The sequence below is a fragment of the Streptosporangium sp. NPDC023963 genome (genome assembly GCF_040639135.1).
Classification (GTDB): Bacteria; Actinomycetota; Actinomycetes; order Streptosporangiales; family Streptosporangiaceae; genus Streptosporangium.
Genome location: NZ_JBEZZK010000012.1, coordinates 45638 through 62994, shown reverse-complemented (window position 1 = coordinate 62994; position 17357 = coordinate 45638). Strand labels below are relative to the sequence as shown.

The following is a 17357-nucleotide window of genomic DNA, read 5'->3' as shown; positions in this document are numbered from 1 at the left end:
ATGGGCACGGGCATGGGCACGAGCACGAGCACGGGCACGGGCATGGGCACGAGCACGAGCACGGGCCCACGCATGAACAGGGACACGGGCACGGGCACGGTTCTGCCCACGGGCACGGGCATGAGAGCGGGCGAGACGACGGCCGCGAGCCTCGGGGGCACGGCCACGGCCGTCATCACGAGCACGGCCACGGGGGACGGCGGACGGCGGGCCGGCGGTTCGGAGGACTGCTCTCACGAGCCGGCCACGCCCTCACCCCGCACAGCCACGACAGCGCGAGCAGGACGGACTCCGCCCTGGAGTCCAGCAGTCGCGGGATGCGCGTACTGGCCGTCTCCTTCGCCGTCCTCATGGTGACCGCCGCGGTCCAGGCGGTGATCGTTGTCTTCTCCGGCTCGGTCGCCCTTCTCGGTGACACGCTGCACAACGTGGCCGACGCGCTGACCGCGCTTCCGCTGGCGATCGCCTTCTCCCTCGGGCGCCGGGCGGCCACCCGCAGGTTCACCTATGGCTACGGCAGGGCCGAGGACCTGGCCGGGATCGCCATCGTCCTGGTCATCGCCGCTTCCGCCGCGCTCGCCGGGTACGAGGCCGCGCGGCGCCTGGCCGACCCCCAGGAGGTGCGGGCGCTCGGCTGGGTCGCCGCGGCGGCCGTGATCGGCTTCGCGGGCAACGAGTGGGTGGCCCGCTACCGGATCCGGGTCGGGCGCCAGATCGGATCGGCCGCGCTGGTCGCCGACGGGTTGCACGCCCGCGCCGACGCCCTCACCTCGCTGGCCGTGCTGCTCGGCGCGGGCGGCGCGGCCCTGGGCCACCCGATCGCCGACCCGATCGTCGGCCTGCTGATCACGGTGGCCATCTGTCTCGTCCTCAGGGACGCGGCCCGCGAGATCTACCACCGGCTGATGGACGCGGTCGATCCGGCACTCGTCGACCGCGCGGAGCGGATCCTGGCCGCCACCGGCGGCGTGCGACGGGTGGGATCGGTGCGGTTGCGCTGGGTGGGCCACACGCTGCGCGCCGAGGTGGACATCGTGGTCGGCGAGGACCTGTCGCTGCTCCAGGCGCACGCCGTGGCGGTGGAGGCCGAGCACCGGCTGATCCACCACCTGCCCCGCCTGAGCGCCGCCACCGTGCACGCCGATCCCGACGGCCTGGAAGGCGCCGACCACCACGCCGTCCTGGCCGGACACCGGTAGAACGGGCCGGACACCGGTAGGACGGGCCGGACACCGGTAGGACGGGCCGGACACCGGTAGGGCCGGCCGCGCCGGAAGGTCGAAGGTCGCGAGACCGCCTCGCCGGACGCCGTCCGCAGACGCGTACCCGCACGGGCCGGGGCGCGGGAGAGGTAGTCTCGCGTGATCACCGTCGCGGCCCGCGGACCGGATCGCCCGGCCCGGCCCGCAAGCCGTGGCGGATCACCCCCCGATCCAGGAGAAGCGGCTGCGTTGGCCGACCACAGCAGAGGACGTCCCGGCTGGCTGCACGTCGGCCCGCTGGAGGCGCGGTTGACGCGCACCTGGGAACCTGGCACGTTCCCACCGGCGGAAACGCTCCTCGCGATACTTACGCTGGCGGCCGTGCCGCAGGCCCTCGCCACCCGCCTGGCCACCCACCTGAGCGGCGGCATCGTGGTGGGGCCCGGATCGGTGCCCGACCTTCCCGGCTTCGAATGGCTGCGCGGCGTCGCGCTGCCCCTGCAGGCGGGCCTCTGGGAACGCAGCGCGGGCGTCTACGACCCCCGGCGGCGGCGGATCGGGGTGGGGAGCGCCCCCTCGCCCTCGGTGTCGGTGTGCGGGCACGAGATCGGCCACGCCACCGATCACATGGATCGTTTGCCCTCGCACTCCCCGTTCTGGACAGATTTGCACGCTCGCACCCGCGGCCGTCTCCGGCCGCCCTACCGCGACGACGTCACCGAGCTGTTCGCCGAGGCCTTCGCCTGCGTGCTCACCCGGAGGGCGACCCGGCTGCTCCACCTGATCGGCACGGAGGCGGAGGCCGAACGGGTGTATCACCAGCTGTCCGGGCAGTACGGCATCGGCTGACCGTGGGCGTGCCGCGACCCCCGGAGCTATGCTGGGCCGACAGCGGTCAGAGACGACGGAAAGGCCACGCCATGAACGTGACCATGCTGCCGGGAGGCACCCTCCGCGTCCCCGCGACGACCACGCTGGACAACGGCACCAAGATCGACGGCACCCGCGACATAGGCCGCGACGACCCCGAATACCCCGAATGGCTCGCCCTGGCACAGGACGAGGACGAGCAGCGCCGCCGCGACGTCGAGGAGCGCGACTCCGACCGCGAGATCCTGACCCGCTGGCGCACCCGCCGGAGCGCGTGACCGCGCTCTCCGGCCCTCCGGAGCATCCTGTGACGCCGGCGTGAACGGCCACGTGCCGCGCGTCTCGCGCTGGCTGCGCGCCCGCCCCGCCCGGGCGGGCCGTACCCGCGTCCTGGCGGTCGAGGGACGCTCGGGGTCGGGCAAGTCCACCCTCGCCACCGCCCTGGCCACGGAACTGGCCGCGCCCGTCGTACGGATGGACGATCTCTACCCGGGGTGGGACGGCCTGCTGGGAGGGGTCGACGTGCTGGTCGAGTGGGTCCTGCGACCGCTGAGCCTGGACCGGCCCGCGCGGTGGCGACGCTACGACTGGGCGGAGGGCGCCTACGCGGAGTGGCACGAGGTCCCGGGCACCGGGATCCTGGTCCTCGACGGTACCGGCTCCGGCGCCCTCGCCGCCGCGCCGTACCTGAGCGGCCTGCTGTGGCTGGAGGCGGCCGACGGGGTACGCAAGGCCCGCGCGCTGGAGCGCGACGGCGATCTCTACGCCCCGCACTGGAACCGGTGGGCGGCTCAGGAGGAGCGTTTCCACGCCCGCGACGACGTCCGTGCCCGCGCGGACCTGACGATCGCCACCGGCTGAGGCCCGGGCGGGGCGGCGGAGCAGGCGGAGCGGGCGGAGGAACGGCCCGGGCCGGGTGAGAACGGGCCGGGTGAGAACGGGCCGGGTGAGAACGGGCCGGGGGGGGATTCCAGCGACGGATCATCGGTTCTCCTCGTCGTACGGCGTCGTGCGTCACGTGACGCGCCCCGTCCTTCCTCCCCCGCTCTCCGGCCGCGCCGCGGGTGGCCGGTGGTCAGCGGGGAAGCACGCGGCCGAGGAAGTCGTCGACGAGCCGGGCGATCTGGGCCCCGTGGCTCTCCAGCGCGAAGTGACCGGCGGGAAGCAGGTGGACCTCCGCGTCGGGCAGGTCGCGCCGGAAGGCCGTGGCGCCGCCCGGCCCGAAGATCTCGTCGTGGGCTCCCCAGGCGGCGAGCAGCGGGACCTGACTCGCGCGGAAGTACTCCTGGAAGACCGGGTAGAGCTCGATGTTGGTGATGTAGTCACGGGCGAGCCGGAGCTGGATGTCGGCGTTGCCCGGACGCTGCAGCAGCGCGAAGTCGTGACGCCAGGCGTCGGGACTGACGAGGCTCTCGTCGGGCACGCCGTGGGTGTACTGCCAGCGGGTCGCCTCAAGGCTCTGGAACCGGCGGACGGGAGCCTCGGTGACCGGGGACGGATCGGCGCCGTAGGCCCGGATCGGGGCCCAGAACTCCTCGTCCAGCCCGTCGAGGTAGGCGTTGCCGTTCTGGGTGACGATCGCGGTGACGCGCTCGGGGTGGGCGGTGGCGAGCCGCCAGCCGATGGGCGCGCCGTAGTCCTGCACGTACATGGCGAAGCGCGACAGGCCGAGCCGCTCGGTGAAGGCGGCGGTGAGCTCGGCCAGGTTCGCGAAGGTGTAGTCGAAGTCGTCCACGGACGGCGCCGCCGAGTAGCCGAAGCCGAGGTGGTCGGGAGCGACGAGCCGGTACCGCGAGGCCAGTCTCGGGATGAGGTCACGGAACATGTGGGAGCTCGTCGGGTAGCCGTGCAGCAGGAGCAGGACCGGCGCGTCGGGGCTCCCGGCCTCCCGGTAGAAGATCTCCTGCCCGCCTACGACGGTGGTGCGGTAGTGAACCATCTCATCCATGCCTAACCTCTTCGAGTCGTTGAGGGAGTTACTCATGGCCAGCGAAGCACCATCACTGCTAACCTGTCAACATGCTCAAGGTGGTTATAAGGGACGTCGACCTCCTCGTGGACCTGCTCAACACCACCCCCGTGGTCGACGGCGTCCCCACGGACGTGCTGCGGGACCGGCACAAGGCCACCCGGTGGCTGGGCGAACGCGACCTGCCCAGCTCACCGGCCGCCGTCGCCTCGGCCCGCCGCGTCAGGGACGCGATCGCCCGCGTGGTCAGGGACGAGGAACCCGCCCGGACGCTGGAGCCCTTCCTCGAAGGGGTGTCACAGACCCCGTCGGTCGGCGACGACGGCGTGCGCTGGGAGCTGAGCACCGGCTCCGCCGACCCGTTCGGCCTCAGGTGCGTGCTGGCCTGGGCACATCTCCAGGAGACCCTGCCCGGCCGGCTGCGCCCGTGCGCCAACGACGACTGCCGCCTGTTCCTCGTGGACCACAGCCGGGCCAACACCCGCCGCTGGTGTTCGATGGCCGCCTGCGGCAACCGCCTCAAGGCCCGGCGGCACCACCGGCGCGCGACGAACCGGGGCGGCGACGACTGACCGGCGACGGGACCGGACAGGCGTACGACACCGGGCAGGCGCGTGGTGGAGGGACGCCGGGATCCCGTTCCCGCCGTGACGATCGAGATCTGCGTCTTGCAATCGAACACGAAGTACGATCGAATGAACATGAAAGGGTTCCGGAACGGCGTCGAACGATCGTTGATCACCTCCGTCCCGCCGAGCGCGAGACGCGCCGGGGCCGGGCGTGCGAGGCCCCACCCGCCGCATCGGGAGTGACACCGGAACCACAGGCGCAGGACCACCCTGAGGAGAGCCCGTGACCACGTGGATGCTGCTGGACTACGGCGAGGTCATCTCCATGCCACAGCCCTCCGACGCGACGGCCTCCATGGCGAAGCTGATCGGCCAGGACAAGGCGACCTTCCACGACCGCTACTGGCGTCACCGCGAGGCCTACGACCGCGGCCAGGCCTCCCACCTGTACTGGAGCGCGGTTCTCGGCAGGACGCTCGCCGGCGACGATCCGCTCGTCGCCAAGCTCGACGCGGCCGACGTCGAGAGCTGGTCCCACCTGAACCCGGAGACCCTGCGCGGCATCGAGGACCTCAAGGGACGCCACAGGCTCGCCCTGCTGTCGAACGCCCCCGAACCGCTGGCGGCGGCCATCGACGACGCCCCCTGGGCGGCGGCGTTCACCCATCGCTTCTACAGCTGCCGCATGGCCCTGACCAAGCCGGACCCCGCCATCTTCGAGGAGGTCCTGCGCCGCCTCGACGCCGCCCCCGGCGACGTCACCTTCCTCGACGACCGGGCCGCCAACGTCCGCGCCGCGGCGGCGCTCGGCATCAACGCCCTCCTCTACCCGGAGTGGCCGTCTTTCCCTCGCTCGGGCTGACGGGTTCGCGTAAGGCCGCGTACAGGGCGATGTGCCGCTCGGCGGCCGACCGCCAGGTGTGGCGGGCGGCGAGCAGGCGGCCCGCGGCCAGGCGCGCGAGGTCGGTTCCGGCCAGTGCCGCGCCGATCTGGGCGGCGAAGCCCGCCGGGTCGCCGGCGAAGCGCGCGGCGGTCCCGAACACCTCGCGCAGGACCGGCAGGTCCCGGGTGACCAGCGGCACGCCCGCCGCCAGCGCCTCCATGGCGGCCAGGCCGAAGCCCTCCTTGAGCGAGGGAAAGGCGAAGACGGCCGCGGAGGCGACCAGCGACGGCAACTCCTCGTGGCCGACGGGACCCAGGACGACCGGTTCCACGCCGAGGACCGCGGCACGCTCGGCCCACCGGGCCCGGTAGTCGCGATAGTCGAACAGGGTCTCGCCCCCGGCGATCACCAGCTTCAGGCCGGGGTCTCCGGCGGCCAGCGACGCGTACGCCTCCAGCAGGTCCAGCGAGCCCTTGCGGGGCTCGATACCGCCGACCGTGAGGACGTAGCGTCCCAGCCGGTCCCTCCAGCGGCCGTCGCCGCGCGCGGCGGCCGCCGCGAACCGGTCCGCCTCGACGCCGTTGGGGATGACCGTCGCGGTGATGCCCCATCCGCCGGCGAGCTCGGCGGCGACGGCACGCGAGACGCAGACGTGCGCGCGGGGTTCGACGATGGCGCGCTCGTGACAGGCGGCCAGCTCGGGGGTGGTGAAGTGGTCCAGGTGGTGGACGGTCCGCACGCACCGCTCGACCGCGTTGGCGCTGATGCAGTCCTGGGCGTGCACGATGTCGTAGCCGCCGGGGGTGAACGCCTCGCGCAGCGCGGAGATCGAGCGCAGCACCCGCTCCCCCACCGTCTCACCCGCCACCTCGCCGAAGGGCACCACCACCTGCCGCACCGCGGGCGCCACGGGCCGGAAGAACCCCGCGTCACCGCCGCGGCCGAGCGTCCAGACCGTCACGTCCTGGCCCGCCTCGGCCAGCGCCTCGGCGAGGTTGAGGGTGTGCACGACCCCGCCGCGCGGCTTGGTGGAGTACGTCAGCAGCGCGATCCTCATCACCGGGAACGCCCCTGGGGCGTCTCTCGCGCCTACCCTGCCGACCGGGCCCGTAGTGCCCTCGGTGCCCCCGGTGCTCATCGCGCCCGCCGCACGCGCAGGGTGCGCAGTGCGTCCGGTGCTCACCGCGCCCGGCGTGCGCGCGTCGCTCATGAGGCTCCCCGGTAGCTGCCGGGCCTGCGCTCGTCGAGATGGCTCAGCACCCGCCGCGCGGTGGCGATCTCGGCGGCGACGTCCACCTCGGCGACCGCCAGGCCCGCCTTGGACCAGGTACGGGCGAGGATGTCACCCCCGGGACCGACCACCTTGGCCTGACCCAGGAAGCGCATGCCGCCCATCGCGCCGGTCTGGTTCGACGAGGCCAGGATGACCTGGTTCTCGGCGGCACGGGCGCAGTCGTAGAGGTCGAACAGACGCGACTGGCGGTCCTGGGCCATCCGGGGCGCCCGGTTGGTGATGCTGGTCGGCCAGGCCGACAGGCAGGCGACGATCTGCGCCCCGTCCAGGGCGAGGCTCCGCGCCGACTCGGGGAAGGTCTTGTCGTAGTCGATGAGCATGCCCACGCGGCCCACCGGGGTGTCGAAGGCGTCGAAACGCTCGCCGGGCGCGTACGCCGCGATCTCCCCGGCGGGCAGGTGCACCTTGCGGTGGCGTCCCAGCACGCCGTCGCCGCTGACACACGCGGCGCTGTTGTATCTGCGGGTGCCGTCGGCCTCGCAGTAGCCGACGCACACCACCATCTCGGCGGCCAGCTCGCCGACCCGCTTGATCAGCGGGTCGTCGGGGCCGAGTGCCGGGGGCAGCGCGTCGGGGTCGGGATGGCGCAGGTCGGCGAGGTAGCCGCCCAGCGCGGCGTCGGGCAGCACCAGCAGCCCCGCCCCCGCCCTGCGGGCGTCGTCGATCAGTTTCGCGATGCGCCGCAGGTCGAACTCCAGGTCCCGGCCGAAGTGCGCGGAGGCCGCGGCTATGCGGATCACGGTTCAGGATCCTCCCACGGCGAGCGCGGGACGGTAGGCGTCCGGGCGGCGGTCGCGCAGGTGGCCCATGGAGCGGCGGGCGGCCTCCAGCGCCGCCCGCACGTCCAGTTCGGCGACCGCGACGCCGCCCGGCACACCGGTACGGGCCAGGATCTCCCCTCCGGGGCCGACGACCTTGGCGCTGCCGACGAACCTGAGGGCGCCGAAGACCCCCGACTGGTTGGCCGACAGCCATACCACCTGGTTCTCCAGCGCCCTGGCCTGGTCGAAGAGGTCGAACCTGCGGGTCCAGCGGTCGTCGGCGAGGTCGGGCGCGGGATCGGTCCTGCTGGCGGGCCAGGCCGACACGCACACCACGATCTCGGCACCGTCCAGCGCCAGCGCCCGCGCCGACTCGGGGAACGCCTTGTCGTAGCAGATCATCATGCCGAGACGGCCGACCGGGGTGTCGAAGGCGGAGAAGGAGTCACCGGCCGCGAACAGCGCGTTCTCGCTGAGCGGCTGGTGGACCTTGCGGTGGTGACCGAGCACGCCGTCGCCGCTGAGGCAGACCACGCTGTTGTACCTGCGGGGGCCGTCGGCCTCGCAGTAGCCCGCGCAGACGACCATGTCGCCCGCCAGGGCGGCCAGCCTGCGGATCTCGGGCCCGGCGGGGTCCAGGGCGGGCGGGGCGTCCTGCGGGTCGCCGTCCATGCTGAGCAGATAGCCGCCCAGGCATGCCTCCGGCAGGGCGAGCAGCCCGACCCCTTCGGCCCGCGCCGCGGTGATCAGCTGCTCGATGCGGGCGAAGCCGCCCTCCACGTCGCGGTCGAACGGCGCCGCGACGGCGCCCATGCGTAATTTCACGTTTCTCCTTCCCCGGGTTCTGCGGGTTCTGCGGCCCTGCCCAGCCCGGTCACCGGGCCGGTGATCACCTCGGTCAGCTCCCCGTCCGGCCAGCGCAGCCGCACTCCCCCGCCGGGAACGAACTCGCCGCACGCGGCACCGGAGGCGGGCCCGGCGTCGAGGCCGGGACTGCCGGGACGCTCGGCGGTGAGCATCGCGAAGCCGGGAAAGCAGGTCAGCCAGTCGCCCATGCTGGCCGCGCCGGGCCTGGGCAGGGACGCGACGTCCAGTACGGCGCCGCAGCCGGAGGCCTCGGCGAGCATGCCGAGGGTGCCCGCGACGCCCGCCATGGACACGTCCTTGGCGGCGGCCGGGCGGGCGGCGGCGACGGCTCCCAGCATGGCCCGCAACTGCGGGGTGCGGCGGTGCGTGGTGGAATCCCACTGGCGGCCCGTGTAGCCGGGCCTCCACCCGCCGCCCAGGTCCGCGGTGAGCCGCACCCGGTGCCCGGGACGCGCCCCGCCGCCGGGAACCGGCTTCCGGGCGCGGCCCAGCGCGGTGACCGACAGCGCCGCCGGTACGCCGAGCTGGGTGTGACCGCCGAGCACCGGCACCCCGTACGCGTCGGCGGCGCGGCGCAGGCCCGCCAGGACCCTGGCCACCGCCGAGGCGTCGCGGGCGCCCACCGCGTCCAGCAGCCCGACCGGCTCCGCGCCCATGGCCGCCAGGTCGTTGAGGTTGACCAGTACCGAGCACCAGCCCGCCCACTCCGGGTCGCGTTCCACCATGGACGGCAGGATCGCGTCGCAGGCCGCGACCAGGTCGCTGCCCGGCACCGGGGCGCCGTCGTCGCCGACGAAACCGGGACCGCCGGGCGCGAGCCCGGCCAGCAGCGCCCCGAGATCGCTCTTGGTGGCAGCGACCAGCGCGGCGATCCTGCCGACGGGCCAGCGCATCAGCACATGCGGTACGCCGGCCACGGCCAGGGGGCGTACGGACCGCCAGCCGAGGCGGGTGAACATGCGCTCGGCACCGGCCCGTACGGTGGCCTCGAAGCGCAGCGCCCCGGCCGCCTCGGCCCGCGCGCACGCGGCGCGCACCAGCGCAGGGCCGATGCCCGCGCCGTTGCGTTCGGCCGGGTCGACGGCGAGCCGCCCGCCGCTCCACCACCCGATGTCGGGGCCGTCACCGGCCGGCCCGAGCCGGACGCCGCCGACCACGGCGCCGCCCCGGTCCCTGGCGACCAGGACGACTGTGCGCGGGTCGTCGTCGCGATCGTCCAGGTCGTGGCCGCTGAACACGCGCTGCTCGGTCACGAACACCCGGTGCCGCAGCGTCCGGTAGGCGGCCAGCCCGGACGTGTCCGCCTCCTCCACGATGAAGGAGGGTGCGCGGGTGCCGAGCAGCACGTCGCAGACCGGCTCGGGGAGCCGCGGCCCGCGGCCGGGAACGGTGCGGCCGCCCCGCCCCGAGCCGCCGCTCAGGGCGGAGGCGACCGGGAGATCGGAGGTGAGGCTCACGGGCGCCTCACCCGCCCGCGGCCTGGAGCGCGCTGCACGCGCCGCACGCGGCGCAGCCCGCGCGCTGGTCGGCGCCCGCCATGCCCGCGTCCCGCAGCAGCGCGGCGACGCTCTCTGTCACCCGCCGGACCACGGCCGGGTCGGGGCCCGGCACGCCGTCGCGGCCCGCGAGGGTGCCGCGCATGGGGCGGAACGGCACGACGAACGGGTACACGCCGCGCTCGACGAGCCCCGCGGCCCCGGCCACCAGCTCGTCGGGATCCTCGCCGAGACCGACCAGCAGGTAGGTGGAGACGCGGTTGCGGCCGAAGACGCGCACCGCCTCGTCCCAGGCCGCCTCGTAGGCGGACATCGGCACCTCGGACTTACCCGGCATCCAGCGGCGGCGCACCTCCTCGTCGAGGGACTCCACGTGGATGCCGATCGCGGACGCGCCCGCCCGCCCGAGCTCGCCGATCCAGGCCAGGTCGGCCGGCGGCTCGCACTGCACCTGGATCGGCAGGCCGGGTACGGCCTCCAGCACGGCCCGCACCGAACGGGCCAGGACGCGCGCTCCCCGGTCGGGGCCGCCGGTGGTGCCGGTGGTCATCACCATCTGCCGCACCCCGTCCAGGCGCACCGCCGCCTCGGCGACCTCGGCGAGCTGCGCCGGGGTCTTCGCGGCGACGGTGGCGCCCGAGCTCAGGGACTCCTCGATCGAGCAGAACCGGCACCGCTCCGCCTCGCCGTAGCGGACACAGGTCTGCACCACCGTGGTGGCCAGCACGTCGGCGCCGTGCAGCCGGGCGATCCTCTCGTACGGGACGCCGTCGGCGGTCGCCAGGTCGTAGAAGCGAGGACGGCCGACCGCGTGGACGGAGGCACCCAGATCGGTCTCGCCCAGCCACAACCTGCCGTCCCTGACGGCATACGGGCTGGCCGGGTTGAGCGGGATCGCGGCGTTGGCGCCGTCGAGGACCAGGTGCCCGTCGTCGCTGGGTCCCGCACCGCCCGCGCGGCGCACCGGGGCGTCCACGCGGACGCCCATGATGGCCACGTCGACTCTCGTGCCGACACTCACCGGTGCCCCCTCAGAACATGTAGGTCGAGTTGATGATCGCGCCCTTGCGGCCGTAGTGGATCAGCGCGTCCTGCACGTCCAGCGGGTGCGTGGGGATGACGCCCTCGATGAGATCCTCCTCGCGGGCGCCGTGCAGCGACAGGCCGAACCGGCAGCAATAGACCTTGCCGCCCTCCTCGATGAACGTCTTGAGCGAGTTGTTGATGTTGTGCTCGCCGGGGAAGGCGGAGTTGCCGGTGGTCGGGAAGCCCCGGGTGGCCAGGCAGTTCAGCGAGCCGGGACCGTAGAAGTAGATCGCGGACTCGAAGCCCTTGCGCAGCGCCCGGGTCGCCTGCAGGATCGCCACGAAGCTCACCGACGACTCGTGGGCGATGCCGTGTACGAGCGTGAAGTACGACTCGCCGTTCTCCGCCTGGTAGTCGGGGAAGACCTTGGTGCCGCCGTACAGGCTGGAGCCCTCCGGGAGGGAGGGGTGCGGGATCTCGGTGAGGCTCTGCTTCTCGAGGTCGGTCAGGTCGGTCATGGGTCTCTCCTTGTCAGCCGTACAGTTTCTCGAAGGTGTCGCGGAAGGCCAGGCGGGCCAGCTCCCCGTCGCCGGCCGCGGCGGCGAGGCGGGCGCGCTCGCCCGCGTAGTCGCCCCACGGCTCGTCGCTGGCGAACAGCACCCGGTCGTGGCCGATGCCGCGCCGGTCGATCTCCTGGGCCAGCCAGCGCGGCGTGAATCCGATCGCCCAGGACAGGTCGGTGTAGACGCGCTTGCCGGCGGTGATCCAGTCGAAGAACCGCGCCCCGGCGAGCTTGATGTGGCCGCTCATGCCGCCGCCGAAGTGCACCAGGTGGACGGCGACCTCGTCGCCGTACCACTCGACCAGGTGGCCCACCTCGTCGATGTCGGAGGCGGCACCCGGCGAGGTGTGCACGTGCACCACCAGGCCGTGCAGGCGGGCCGCGGTGAAGATGCGGTCGAGCGCGGGCCGGCAGGCCGGGTCGGTGGGGCGCCCGCCCAGCAGGAAGCTGAGCTTCAGCGCGCGCACGCCGCTCTCGGCGGCCAGCGCCAATGCCTCGGCCGTGCGCCGCTCGTCCTCGGGACGCGGTGAGACCCACAGGCCGCAGCGGATCCGGTCGTCGCGGGCCGCCGCCTCCAGGCAGAGCTCGTTGAAGGCGAACGCGACCCCGGGATCGGGCACTCCGTAGTTGGGCATCACCAGGGCGCGCTCGGTGCCCTCGGCGTCCAGGTCGGCCAGGAGCCGTGCGACGCTCGCGCGAGCGGTCGTGTCGGGGTTGACCGGAGGGCCCCCGTAGAACGGGTGGGCGGGCAGGACCCCGAGGTGGCGGTGGGCGTCGAAGACCATGTCATGTTCCCAGCAGCTCGGGGTGGACGAAGTAGCCGAGCTGCGCCGGTCCCGCGGCGCGCGGGGCGGGTACGGGACCGCCCGCGGCGGCGATGTGCCGGGCCAGGTGCTCGGCGTCGGCCGCCACCCCGGAGAAGCGGCCCGAGCCCCAGGTGTGCTGCCAGGGCAGCCCGAGGAAGTACAGGCCGGGGACCCGGGTGACGCCGCGCTCGTGGGTGGGGTAGCCGGTGCCGTCGAAGACCGGCACCCTGATCCAGCCGTGGTCGCGGCGGAAGCCGGTACACCAGACGACCGAGGTGATCCGTCCCAGGTCCAGGGTGTCGGGCTCGAAGGCGGGCTGCCAGGGCGGTGTGTAGCGCTTCTCGGCGGGGGCGGAGATGCGGTGGAGGTCGATGAAGGCGTCGATGGAGTCCTTGACGCTCTCGCAGACCGCGTCGGCGTGGTCGAGGTTGCGTCGCAGGTCGGGGGCGAACCGCGCTGTGCCGCTTCCGGCGCCGTTCTCGGCCGTGACCAGCCTGCCGTACAGGCTCATCCCCTCCAGGGCGAAGACTCGCAGGTCGATGTCGCGTCCGCCGTCGCGGCCGGTCACGTAGTGGTTGGCGCGGGCGCGGACGGCGTCATGGTCGTCGAAGGAGTCGATGGGCCGGTCGTAGTGGCCCATCAGGTCCAGCCAGGCCACCACGTCCCTGCCCCGGTAGAAGCGGGCCACCCGGGGCGCGCCGCCGACCGACAGGTGCACGCGCCGCCCGGACAGATGCAGGTCCTCGGCGATCTGGCACCCCGACTGGCCGGTGCCGACGACCAGCACCTCGCCCGGAGGCAACTGCTCGGGATTGCGGTAGTCGCCGGAGTGGATCTGCGTCATGTGCGACGGGAACCGCTCGGCCACCCGCGGGATCACCGGGACCTGGTAGGGGCCGGTGGCGACCACGACCTGGCCCGCGGTGACCGTGCCCCGGTCGGTCTCCACGCGAAACCCCCGCCCGTCGGGGAGGAGGCGGGTGACGTTCACCCCCTCCAGCACCGGCGGGGAGAAGGAGGCGGCGTAGTCCTCCAGGTAGGCGACGATCTGGTCTCGGAGCATGAAACCGTCATGGTCGTCGCCCGCGTAGGGGAACCCCGGCAGGCGGCACTGCCAGTTGGGCGTGACGAGGCAGAAGGAGTCCCAGCGCCGCGCGCGCCACTCGTTGCCCACGCGATGACGCTCGAGCACCAGGTGGTCGACGCCGTCCCGGCGCAGGCAGTGGCTCATCGACAGGCCGGCCTGGCCCGCGCCCACGACGACCACCTCGTGGTGACGGCCGTTCACCGCTCGAACCTCTCGACCGTCACCATGCCGGCACCGGCGAAACCGGCCGCCTTCCTCTCGATCTCGGCGAGCTGGCCGGCCGCGGCCGTGCACCCGAACCCGTACTTCTCGCGTACGCGCCTACCGGCCGCCTCCAGAGCCTTGCTGCTCAGCGAGACGAATTCGGCGATTGGGTACGATTGTTCGGGATGAAGGAAGTCCTCGATGACGAGCGAGGGAGAATAACAGCGTTGTCGCGAGCCATCGGGCCATCTGACCTGGAAGTACATCTCAGGCATGCGAATCTCCACAGGGGAAAGCGGCCTTATCCGAATTGGCGGGCCTTTACCGCTGACGCCAGTTCAACCGGCGGACGTTGCCGACCTGTTTCATCCGGAACAAAACGCGATTGCTGTGGTCACACCAACTTCTCCACCGGATAACAGTGAGGCGGGACGGGGTCCCGCCTGTTTCGATGACGGCCGGAACCCGTAGCGGGCCGGCCGGTACGCCGGCGTCGGGCCCGCCGCGCCGGCCCCCGAGCCGCACGGTCACGCCGAGAAGCGGGCGACCCACTCGCGGGCTCCGGGGAGAATCTCCTCCACCGGCGCCACGTGCGGATACCAGGTGCGCTCCCACTCCAGGGAGACCCAGCCCCCGAAACCGCGCAGCAGCTCGCCGCACTCGTCGAGAGGGACACCGCCCGCCCACATCGGCACCGGGGTCGTGTCGGCGGCCGAGACCGCGTCCTTGATCTGCACATACGCCAGATGCCCGGCCAGCGCCGCCAGGGTCTCCGCGGGCTCCTCGCCGTGCCGCCACGGGTGCAGCACGTCCCACAGCGCGCCCGCCGCCCCGGGAACGCCCGCCGCGTCCAGCAGCCGCCCGACCGCGGCGCCGGTCGGCATCGCGTCATGGGTCTCCACCAGCACCCGTACCCCTGACTCCACGCACAGGTCCGCGACCGCGCGCAGCCGCCGCGCACCCGTCTCGACGTCGTCCCCTCCGGGGAACACCCGCACGGCGGGCGCGCCCAGGTCGGCGGCGAGAGCCAGATCGTCCCGCAGCGCCCGCACGACGGGTTCGTCCGGACCCGCCGCGGCGATCCTGACGTATCCGGCGAGGGCGGAGACCTCCGGCCGGGCGGTCCCGGACGAGCCGCCGGCGGCGGGGCGCGCGGCGCCCGGCGCGCCGTTCCCGCCGTCACCCGGCGAGCCGGCCTCCTCCGGGCGGCCGCCCGGCGACCCGGCGTCCCGCCGGTGGGCACCCGGCGCCCCCGCGAGTGCCGGGTGCCCCTCCGATGGCCCGGCGAGGAGCGCGCGGACCTTCGCACGCCCTGCCGGGGAGAGCCCGGCGTGGACCCCGGTGTCGGGGTGGAGGCGGAGTTCGAGGCCGGCGCACCCGTACTCCACGGCCGTCGCGACGGCCTCGCGCAGGCCCTGCCCCGGCATGCCGAGCGTGCTGAACGCCAACTTCATCGAGGCTCCCTCGCCACCGTTGCCCGGAAAGCGCTTCCCGAGCGAGTCCATCGTAGACGCCGCGCCATCTCGCCGCGCCGGGGCGGCGGGGCTCCGGCGGGGCTCCGGCGGGGCTCCGGCGGGCGATGCCGCGGGGCGGGTCGTCCGCCGCACCGGATTAGGGGCGCGCGACCGGGGGGAGGCCTCAGGTGATGCCGATCGGGGGGCGCGGAGCCGGAGGAGCCCCGGACTCGCAGCGACATCGATCTTCTCAGCTGGAGAATCCCATGACTGGACGCGTATCGGCCCCGGGCGACCTCGGCCGCCGGATCGCCAGGCGACGCGAGGACCTCGGCCTCACCCGGGACGAGCTGGCGAGGCGCGCCGGGATCGACCCGGGCTATCTCGCCTACCTGGAGGACGCCGTGGCCTCGCCGAACACCGGCACCGTCAACCGCGTGGCCACCGCCCTGGACACCAGGCCCGAGGAGCTGCTCGGCGGGAACGTCGACCTGCCGCCCGGCCGGGGCCGACCGGACTCCCGGCCTGAGCTGGAGAAGCTGGACCGGGACGAGTGCCTGCGGCTCATCACCCCCGGCGGGGTGGGACGGATCGCCTTCGAGGAGATCGACGGGCCGGTGATCCTGCCGGTCAACTACGCCCTGCACGGCAGCTCAGTGATCTTCCGCACCGCTTTCGGCGGCCCGCTCGACGACGCTCTGCGCACCGGGGTCCAGGGGGTCGAGTCCAAGGTGGCCTTCGAGGTCGACCGGATCGACGACGCCGGCCGTGAGGGCTGGAGCGTGCTGGTGCGCGGCGGGGTCCACCACATCTCCTCGGAAGAGGACCGCGCCGCCCTGGCGGCGCTGGGCGTCCGGCCGTGGGCGGGTGGTGAGCGAGAGCTGTACGTGAGGATCGCCGCCACCGAGGTCACCGGCCGGCGCATCCGGCGCGACCCGTGACTCCCGCGGAGACGGACGCTCAAAGCGTCGCCGCCCCGGGCCGATCTCCTCGCGTCTCCTCGCGTCTCCTCGCGCCCCCTGCGGCCGGTCCGCGTCCCGGTTTCCTTCCCGGGCCGGGAGGCCCGGGTCTCCTCGAAGGGCTCCGAAGGGCTCCGAAGGGCTCGGGTGGCCTCAGATCTCCTTGATGACGCGGTGCAGGAGATCCGTCGTCGCGGCCGGTTGCTCGGCTTCGATCCCCAGCCGGTTCATGACGTGCCAGTAGCGCTCGACGTCGGCGAGCTTGTCCAGGTAGAGGGCTCCGGTGAGCTGTTCGAGGTAGACCAGGTCGGGCAGCTCCCCCTCGGGGAAGCGCAGGATGGTGGCGGGGCCCGTCGCCGCGGCGGCCGCGCCGGCGCTGAACGGCATGACCTGGAGGGTGACGTGGCCGAGCTCGACGATCTCCGTGAGGTGCCGGAGCTGGTCGCGCAGCACCTTGGGGCCTCCGACGGGACGGTGCAGCACCGCCTCGTCGACGACGATCCAGAGCGTGGCGGGCTCGGGCCGGGTGAGGAGCCGCCGGCGCGCCATCCGCAGGGCGACGCGGCGCTCGACCTCCGACTCGGGGGCGCCGGCGCAGGCGGGCCGGATGAGGGCGCGGGCGTACTCCTCGGTCTGCAGCAGCTCGGGGACGAACTGGACCTCGTAGCCGCGGATGAGGGAGGCGGCCTGCTCCAGCCCGAGGAAGGCGTCGAACCAGGGGGGAACCACGTCGCCGTAGGCATGCCACCAGCCGGGCCTGTTGGCCTCCGCCGCCAGGGCGAGCAGCGGGACGCGCTCGTCGTCGGCGACGACCCCGTAGAGGGTGAGGAGGTCGGCCACGTCACGCTGTTTGAAGCCGGTCCGCCCCAGCTCCAGGCGGCTGATCTTGGAGTGCGACGCGCGGATCGCCTCCCCGGCCTCCTCGCGCGTGATGCGGGCGTTCTCGCGCAGCCGCCGGAGCTGCGCGCCCACCAGCATGCGGACCACGGTGGGCCCGGCCTGCCGGTGATCCGGGTTCTGGCCATCGGCTTGTTCGCTCATCGCCCGAACAACGCGCAAGTTCGCCCCCTTCGACCGCGACCGGTCGCCCAGTGAATGGTCGAGCTTTTCACGTCGGGGCCGTTCCCCGCAGTGAGACGAGGACACCGCGGCCCGAATTTAGGCCATTCCCATACGGAACAGCAGGTTCACCGGAACCCGGGCCACGCCTCGGGCGGACGACATCCACCCGGCCGTACCCGTGAGCGTGGCGCCCGGAGAAGTCCGCGTCTCTTCTCCCGAATTCTCCACTTTATGATGCCGAATCCTCATAATTGGTGATCTCGAATGGACTCCTCGGAGAGGAAGC

Annotated in this window: 19 protein-coding genes; 7 read left to right on the top strand and 12 right to left on the bottom strand. The window is 73.4% G+C overall.

Annotation, left to right across the window (positions count from 1 at the left end; translation table 11 throughout):
- The first annotated feature begins 317 nt into the window (after nt 1–317).
- The 4 genes from AB0F88_RS29980 (at nt 318) to AB0F88_RS29965 (ending at nt 2933) form a co-directional block, all read left to right on the top strand.
- Nucleotides 318–1199 carry a cation diffusion facilitator family transporter gene (locus AB0F88_RS29980; RefSeq protein WP_362691387.1) on the top strand — a complete coding sequence of 294 codons (882 nt, stop codon included), beginning with the start codon at nt 318–320 and terminating at the stop codon, nt 1197–1199.
- 252 nt (nt 1200–1451) lie between these two features.
- Nucleotides 1452–2051, top strand: coding sequence for a hypothetical protein (locus AB0F88_RS29975; protein ID WP_362691384.1), 600 nt, complete (start codon nt 1452–1454; stop codon nt 2049–2051).
- 71 nt (nt 2052–2122) lie between these two features.
- Nucleotides 2123–2350, top strand: coding sequence for a hypothetical protein (locus tag AB0F88_RS29970; protein ID WP_362691381.1), 228 nt, complete (start codon nt 2123–2125; stop codon nt 2348–2350).
- Between the two features lie 40 nt (nt 2351–2390).
- Nucleotides 2391–2933, top strand: coding sequence for a phosphoribulokinase (locus tag AB0F88_RS29965; protein WP_362691378.1), 543 nt, complete (start codon nt 2391–2393; stop codon nt 2931–2933).
- Nucleotides 2934–3147: 214 nt separating this feature from the next.
- Here the strand turns inward: AB0F88_RS29965 and AB0F88_RS29960 are convergent, their stop codons facing one another.
- A complete protein-coding gene (locus AB0F88_RS29960; protein WP_362691375.1) occupies nt 3148–4020 on the bottom strand; it encodes an alpha/beta hydrolase in 873 nt (290 codons plus the stop codon).
- A gap of 71 nt (nt 4021–4091) precedes the next feature.
- Between AB0F88_RS29960 and AB0F88_RS29955 the strand changes: the two genes are divergently transcribed.
- Together AB0F88_RS29955 and AB0F88_RS29950 are read left to right on the top strand one after the other, a co-directional pair.
- Nucleotides 4092–4613 carry a CGNR zinc finger domain-containing protein gene (locus AB0F88_RS29955; protein WP_362691372.1) on the top strand — a complete coding sequence of 174 codons (522 nt, stop codon included), beginning with the start codon at nt 4092–4094 and terminating at the stop codon, nt 4611–4613.
- A gap of 280 nt (nt 4614–4893) precedes the next feature.
- Complete coding sequence (locus AB0F88_RS29950) at nt 4894–5472, top strand: HAD-IA family hydrolase (protein ID WP_362691369.1); 579 nt, start codon at nt 4894–4896, stop codon at nt 5470–5472.
- Here the strand turns inward: AB0F88_RS29950 and AB0F88_RS29945 are convergent.
- The 10 genes from AB0F88_RS29945 to AB0F88_RS29900 all read right to left on the bottom strand — a co-directional run bounded on the left by AB0F88_RS29945 (nt 5423) and on the right by AB0F88_RS29900 (nt 15050).
- On the bottom strand, nt 5423–6550 hold the full coding sequence (locus tag AB0F88_RS29945) for an MSMEG_0565 family glycosyltransferase (RefSeq protein ID WP_362691366.1): 1128 nt from the start codon (nt 6548–6550) through the stop codon (nt 5423–5425). The two genes, AB0F88_RS29950 and AB0F88_RS29945, sit on opposite strands and share 50 nt — an antisense overlap.
- Before the next feature lie 149 nt (nt 6551–6699).
- Nucleotides 6700–7527: a carbon-nitrogen hydrolase family protein gene (locus AB0F88_RS29940; protein ID WP_362691363.1), complete on the bottom strand. Its 828-nt coding sequence runs from the start codon at nt 7525–7527 to the stop codon at nt 6700–6702.
- Between the two features lie 3 nt (nt 7528–7530).
- On the bottom strand, nt 7531–8373 hold the full coding sequence (locus tag AB0F88_RS29935) for a carbon-nitrogen hydrolase family protein (protein WP_362691360.1): 843 nt from the start codon (nt 8371–8373) through the stop codon (nt 7531–7533).
- A complete protein-coding gene (locus AB0F88_RS29930) occupies nt 8370–9872 on the bottom strand; it encodes an MSMEG_0567/sll0787 family protein (protein WP_362691357.1) in 1503 nt (500 codons plus the stop codon). The genes AB0F88_RS29935 and AB0F88_RS29930 overlap by 4 nt, the downstream gene beginning before the upstream one ends.
- Before the next feature lie 7 nt (nt 9873–9879).
- On the bottom strand, nt 9880–10932 hold the full coding sequence (locus AB0F88_RS29925) for an MSMEG_0568 family radical SAM protein (RefSeq protein ID WP_362691354.1): 1053 nt from the start codon (nt 10930–10932) through the stop codon (nt 9880–9882).
- A gap of 10 nt (nt 10933–10942) precedes the next feature.
- Nucleotides 10943–11455 (bottom strand): MSMEG_0572/Sll0783 family nitrogen starvation response protein, encoded by a 513-nt coding sequence (locus AB0F88_RS29920; RefSeq protein WP_362691351.1) that lies wholly within the window; start codon nt 11453–11455, stop codon nt 10943–10945.
- 13 nt (nt 11456–11468) lie between these two features.
- A complete protein-coding gene (locus AB0F88_RS29915) occupies nt 11469–12284 on the bottom strand; it encodes an amidohydrolase family protein (RefSeq protein ID WP_362691348.1) in 816 nt (271 codons plus the stop codon).
- A 1-nt stretch (nt 12285) separates the two neighbouring features.
- Nucleotides 12286–13593, bottom strand: coding sequence for an MSMEG_0569 family flavin-dependent oxidoreductase (locus tag AB0F88_RS29910; RefSeq protein WP_362691345.1), 1308 nt, complete (start codon nt 13591–13593; stop codon nt 12286–12288).
- Entirely contained in the window at nt 13590–13871 is a 282-nt protein-coding gene (locus AB0F88_RS29905; RefSeq protein ID WP_362691343.1) for an MSMEG_0570 family nitrogen starvation response protein, read from the bottom strand. Before AB0F88_RS29905 ends, AB0F88_RS29910 begins: the two co-directional genes overlap by 4 nt.
- A 252-nt stretch (nt 13872–14123) precedes the next feature.
- The gene (locus AB0F88_RS29900) at nt 14124–15050 is read right to left on the bottom strand and encodes a TIM barrel protein (protein ID WP_362691340.1); all 927 of its coding nucleotides are present in this window, start codon (nt 15048–15050) and stop codon (nt 14124–14126) included.
- A 266-nt stretch (nt 15051–15316) separates the two neighbouring features.
- On the opposite strand from AB0F88_RS29900, the gene AB0F88_RS29895 reads away from it, so the two are divergent.
- Nucleotides 15317–15991 (top strand): pyridoxamine 5'-phosphate oxidase family protein, encoded by a 675-nt coding sequence (locus AB0F88_RS29895; RefSeq protein ID WP_362691337.1) that lies wholly within the window; start codon nt 15317–15319, stop codon nt 15989–15991.
- Nucleotides 15992–16162: 171 nt separating this feature from the next.
- Here AB0F88_RS29895 and AB0F88_RS29890 read toward each other — a convergent pair whose 3' ends face one another.
- Nucleotides 16163–17050 carry a helix-turn-helix transcriptional regulator gene (locus AB0F88_RS29890; RefSeq protein WP_362691334.1) on the bottom strand — a complete coding sequence of 296 codons (888 nt, stop codon included), beginning with the start codon at nt 17048–17050 and terminating at the stop codon, nt 16163–16165.
- Nucleotides 17051–17357: the final 307 nt, after the last annotated feature.

Bases quoted from the DNA above. Each gene is read 5' to 3' on its own strand.
- AB0F88_RS29955 (WP_362691372.1), top strand. From the start codon at position 4,092: ATGCTCAAGGTGGTTATAAGGGACGTCGACCTCCTCGTGGACCTGCTC.
- AB0F88_RS29915 (WP_362691348.1), bottom strand. From the start codon at position 12,284: ATGGTCTTCGACGCCCACCGCCACCTCGGGGTCCTGCCCGCCCACCCG.
- AB0F88_RS29905 (WP_362691343.1), bottom strand. From the start codon at position 13,871: ATGCCTGAGATGTACTTCCAGGTCAGATGGCCCGATGGCTCGCGACAA.
- AB0F88_RS29895 (WP_362691337.1), top strand. From the start codon at position 15,317: ATGACTGGACGCGTATCGGCCCCGGGCGACCTCGGCCGCCGGATCGCC.
- AB0F88_RS29890 (WP_362691334.1), bottom strand. From the start codon at position 17,050: ATGAGCGAACAAGCCGATGGCCAGAACCCGGATCACCGGCAGGCCGGG.
- AB0F88_RS29960 (WP_362691375.1), bottom strand. From the start codon at position 4,020: ATGGATGAGATGGTTCACTACCGCACCACCGTCGTAGGCGGGCAGGAG.
- AB0F88_RS29970 (WP_362691381.1), top strand. From the start codon at position 2,123: ATGAACGTGACCATGCTGCCGGGAGGCACCCTCCGCGTCCCCGCGACG.
- AB0F88_RS29980 (WP_362691387.1), top strand. From the start codon at position 318: ATGCGCGTACTGGCCGTCTCCTTCGCCGTCCTCATGGTGACCGCCGCG.
- AB0F88_RS29945 (WP_362691366.1), bottom strand. From the start codon at position 6,550: ATGAGGATCGCGCTGCTGACGTACTCCACCAAGCCGCGCGGCGGGGTC.
- AB0F88_RS29900 (WP_362691340.1), bottom strand. From the start codon at position 15,050: ATGAAGTTGGCGTTCAGCACGCTCGGCATGCCGGGGCAGGGCCTGCGC.
- AB0F88_RS29920 (WP_362691351.1), bottom strand. From the start codon at position 11,455: ATGACCGACCTGACCGACCTCGAGAAGCAGAGCCTCACCGAGATCCCG.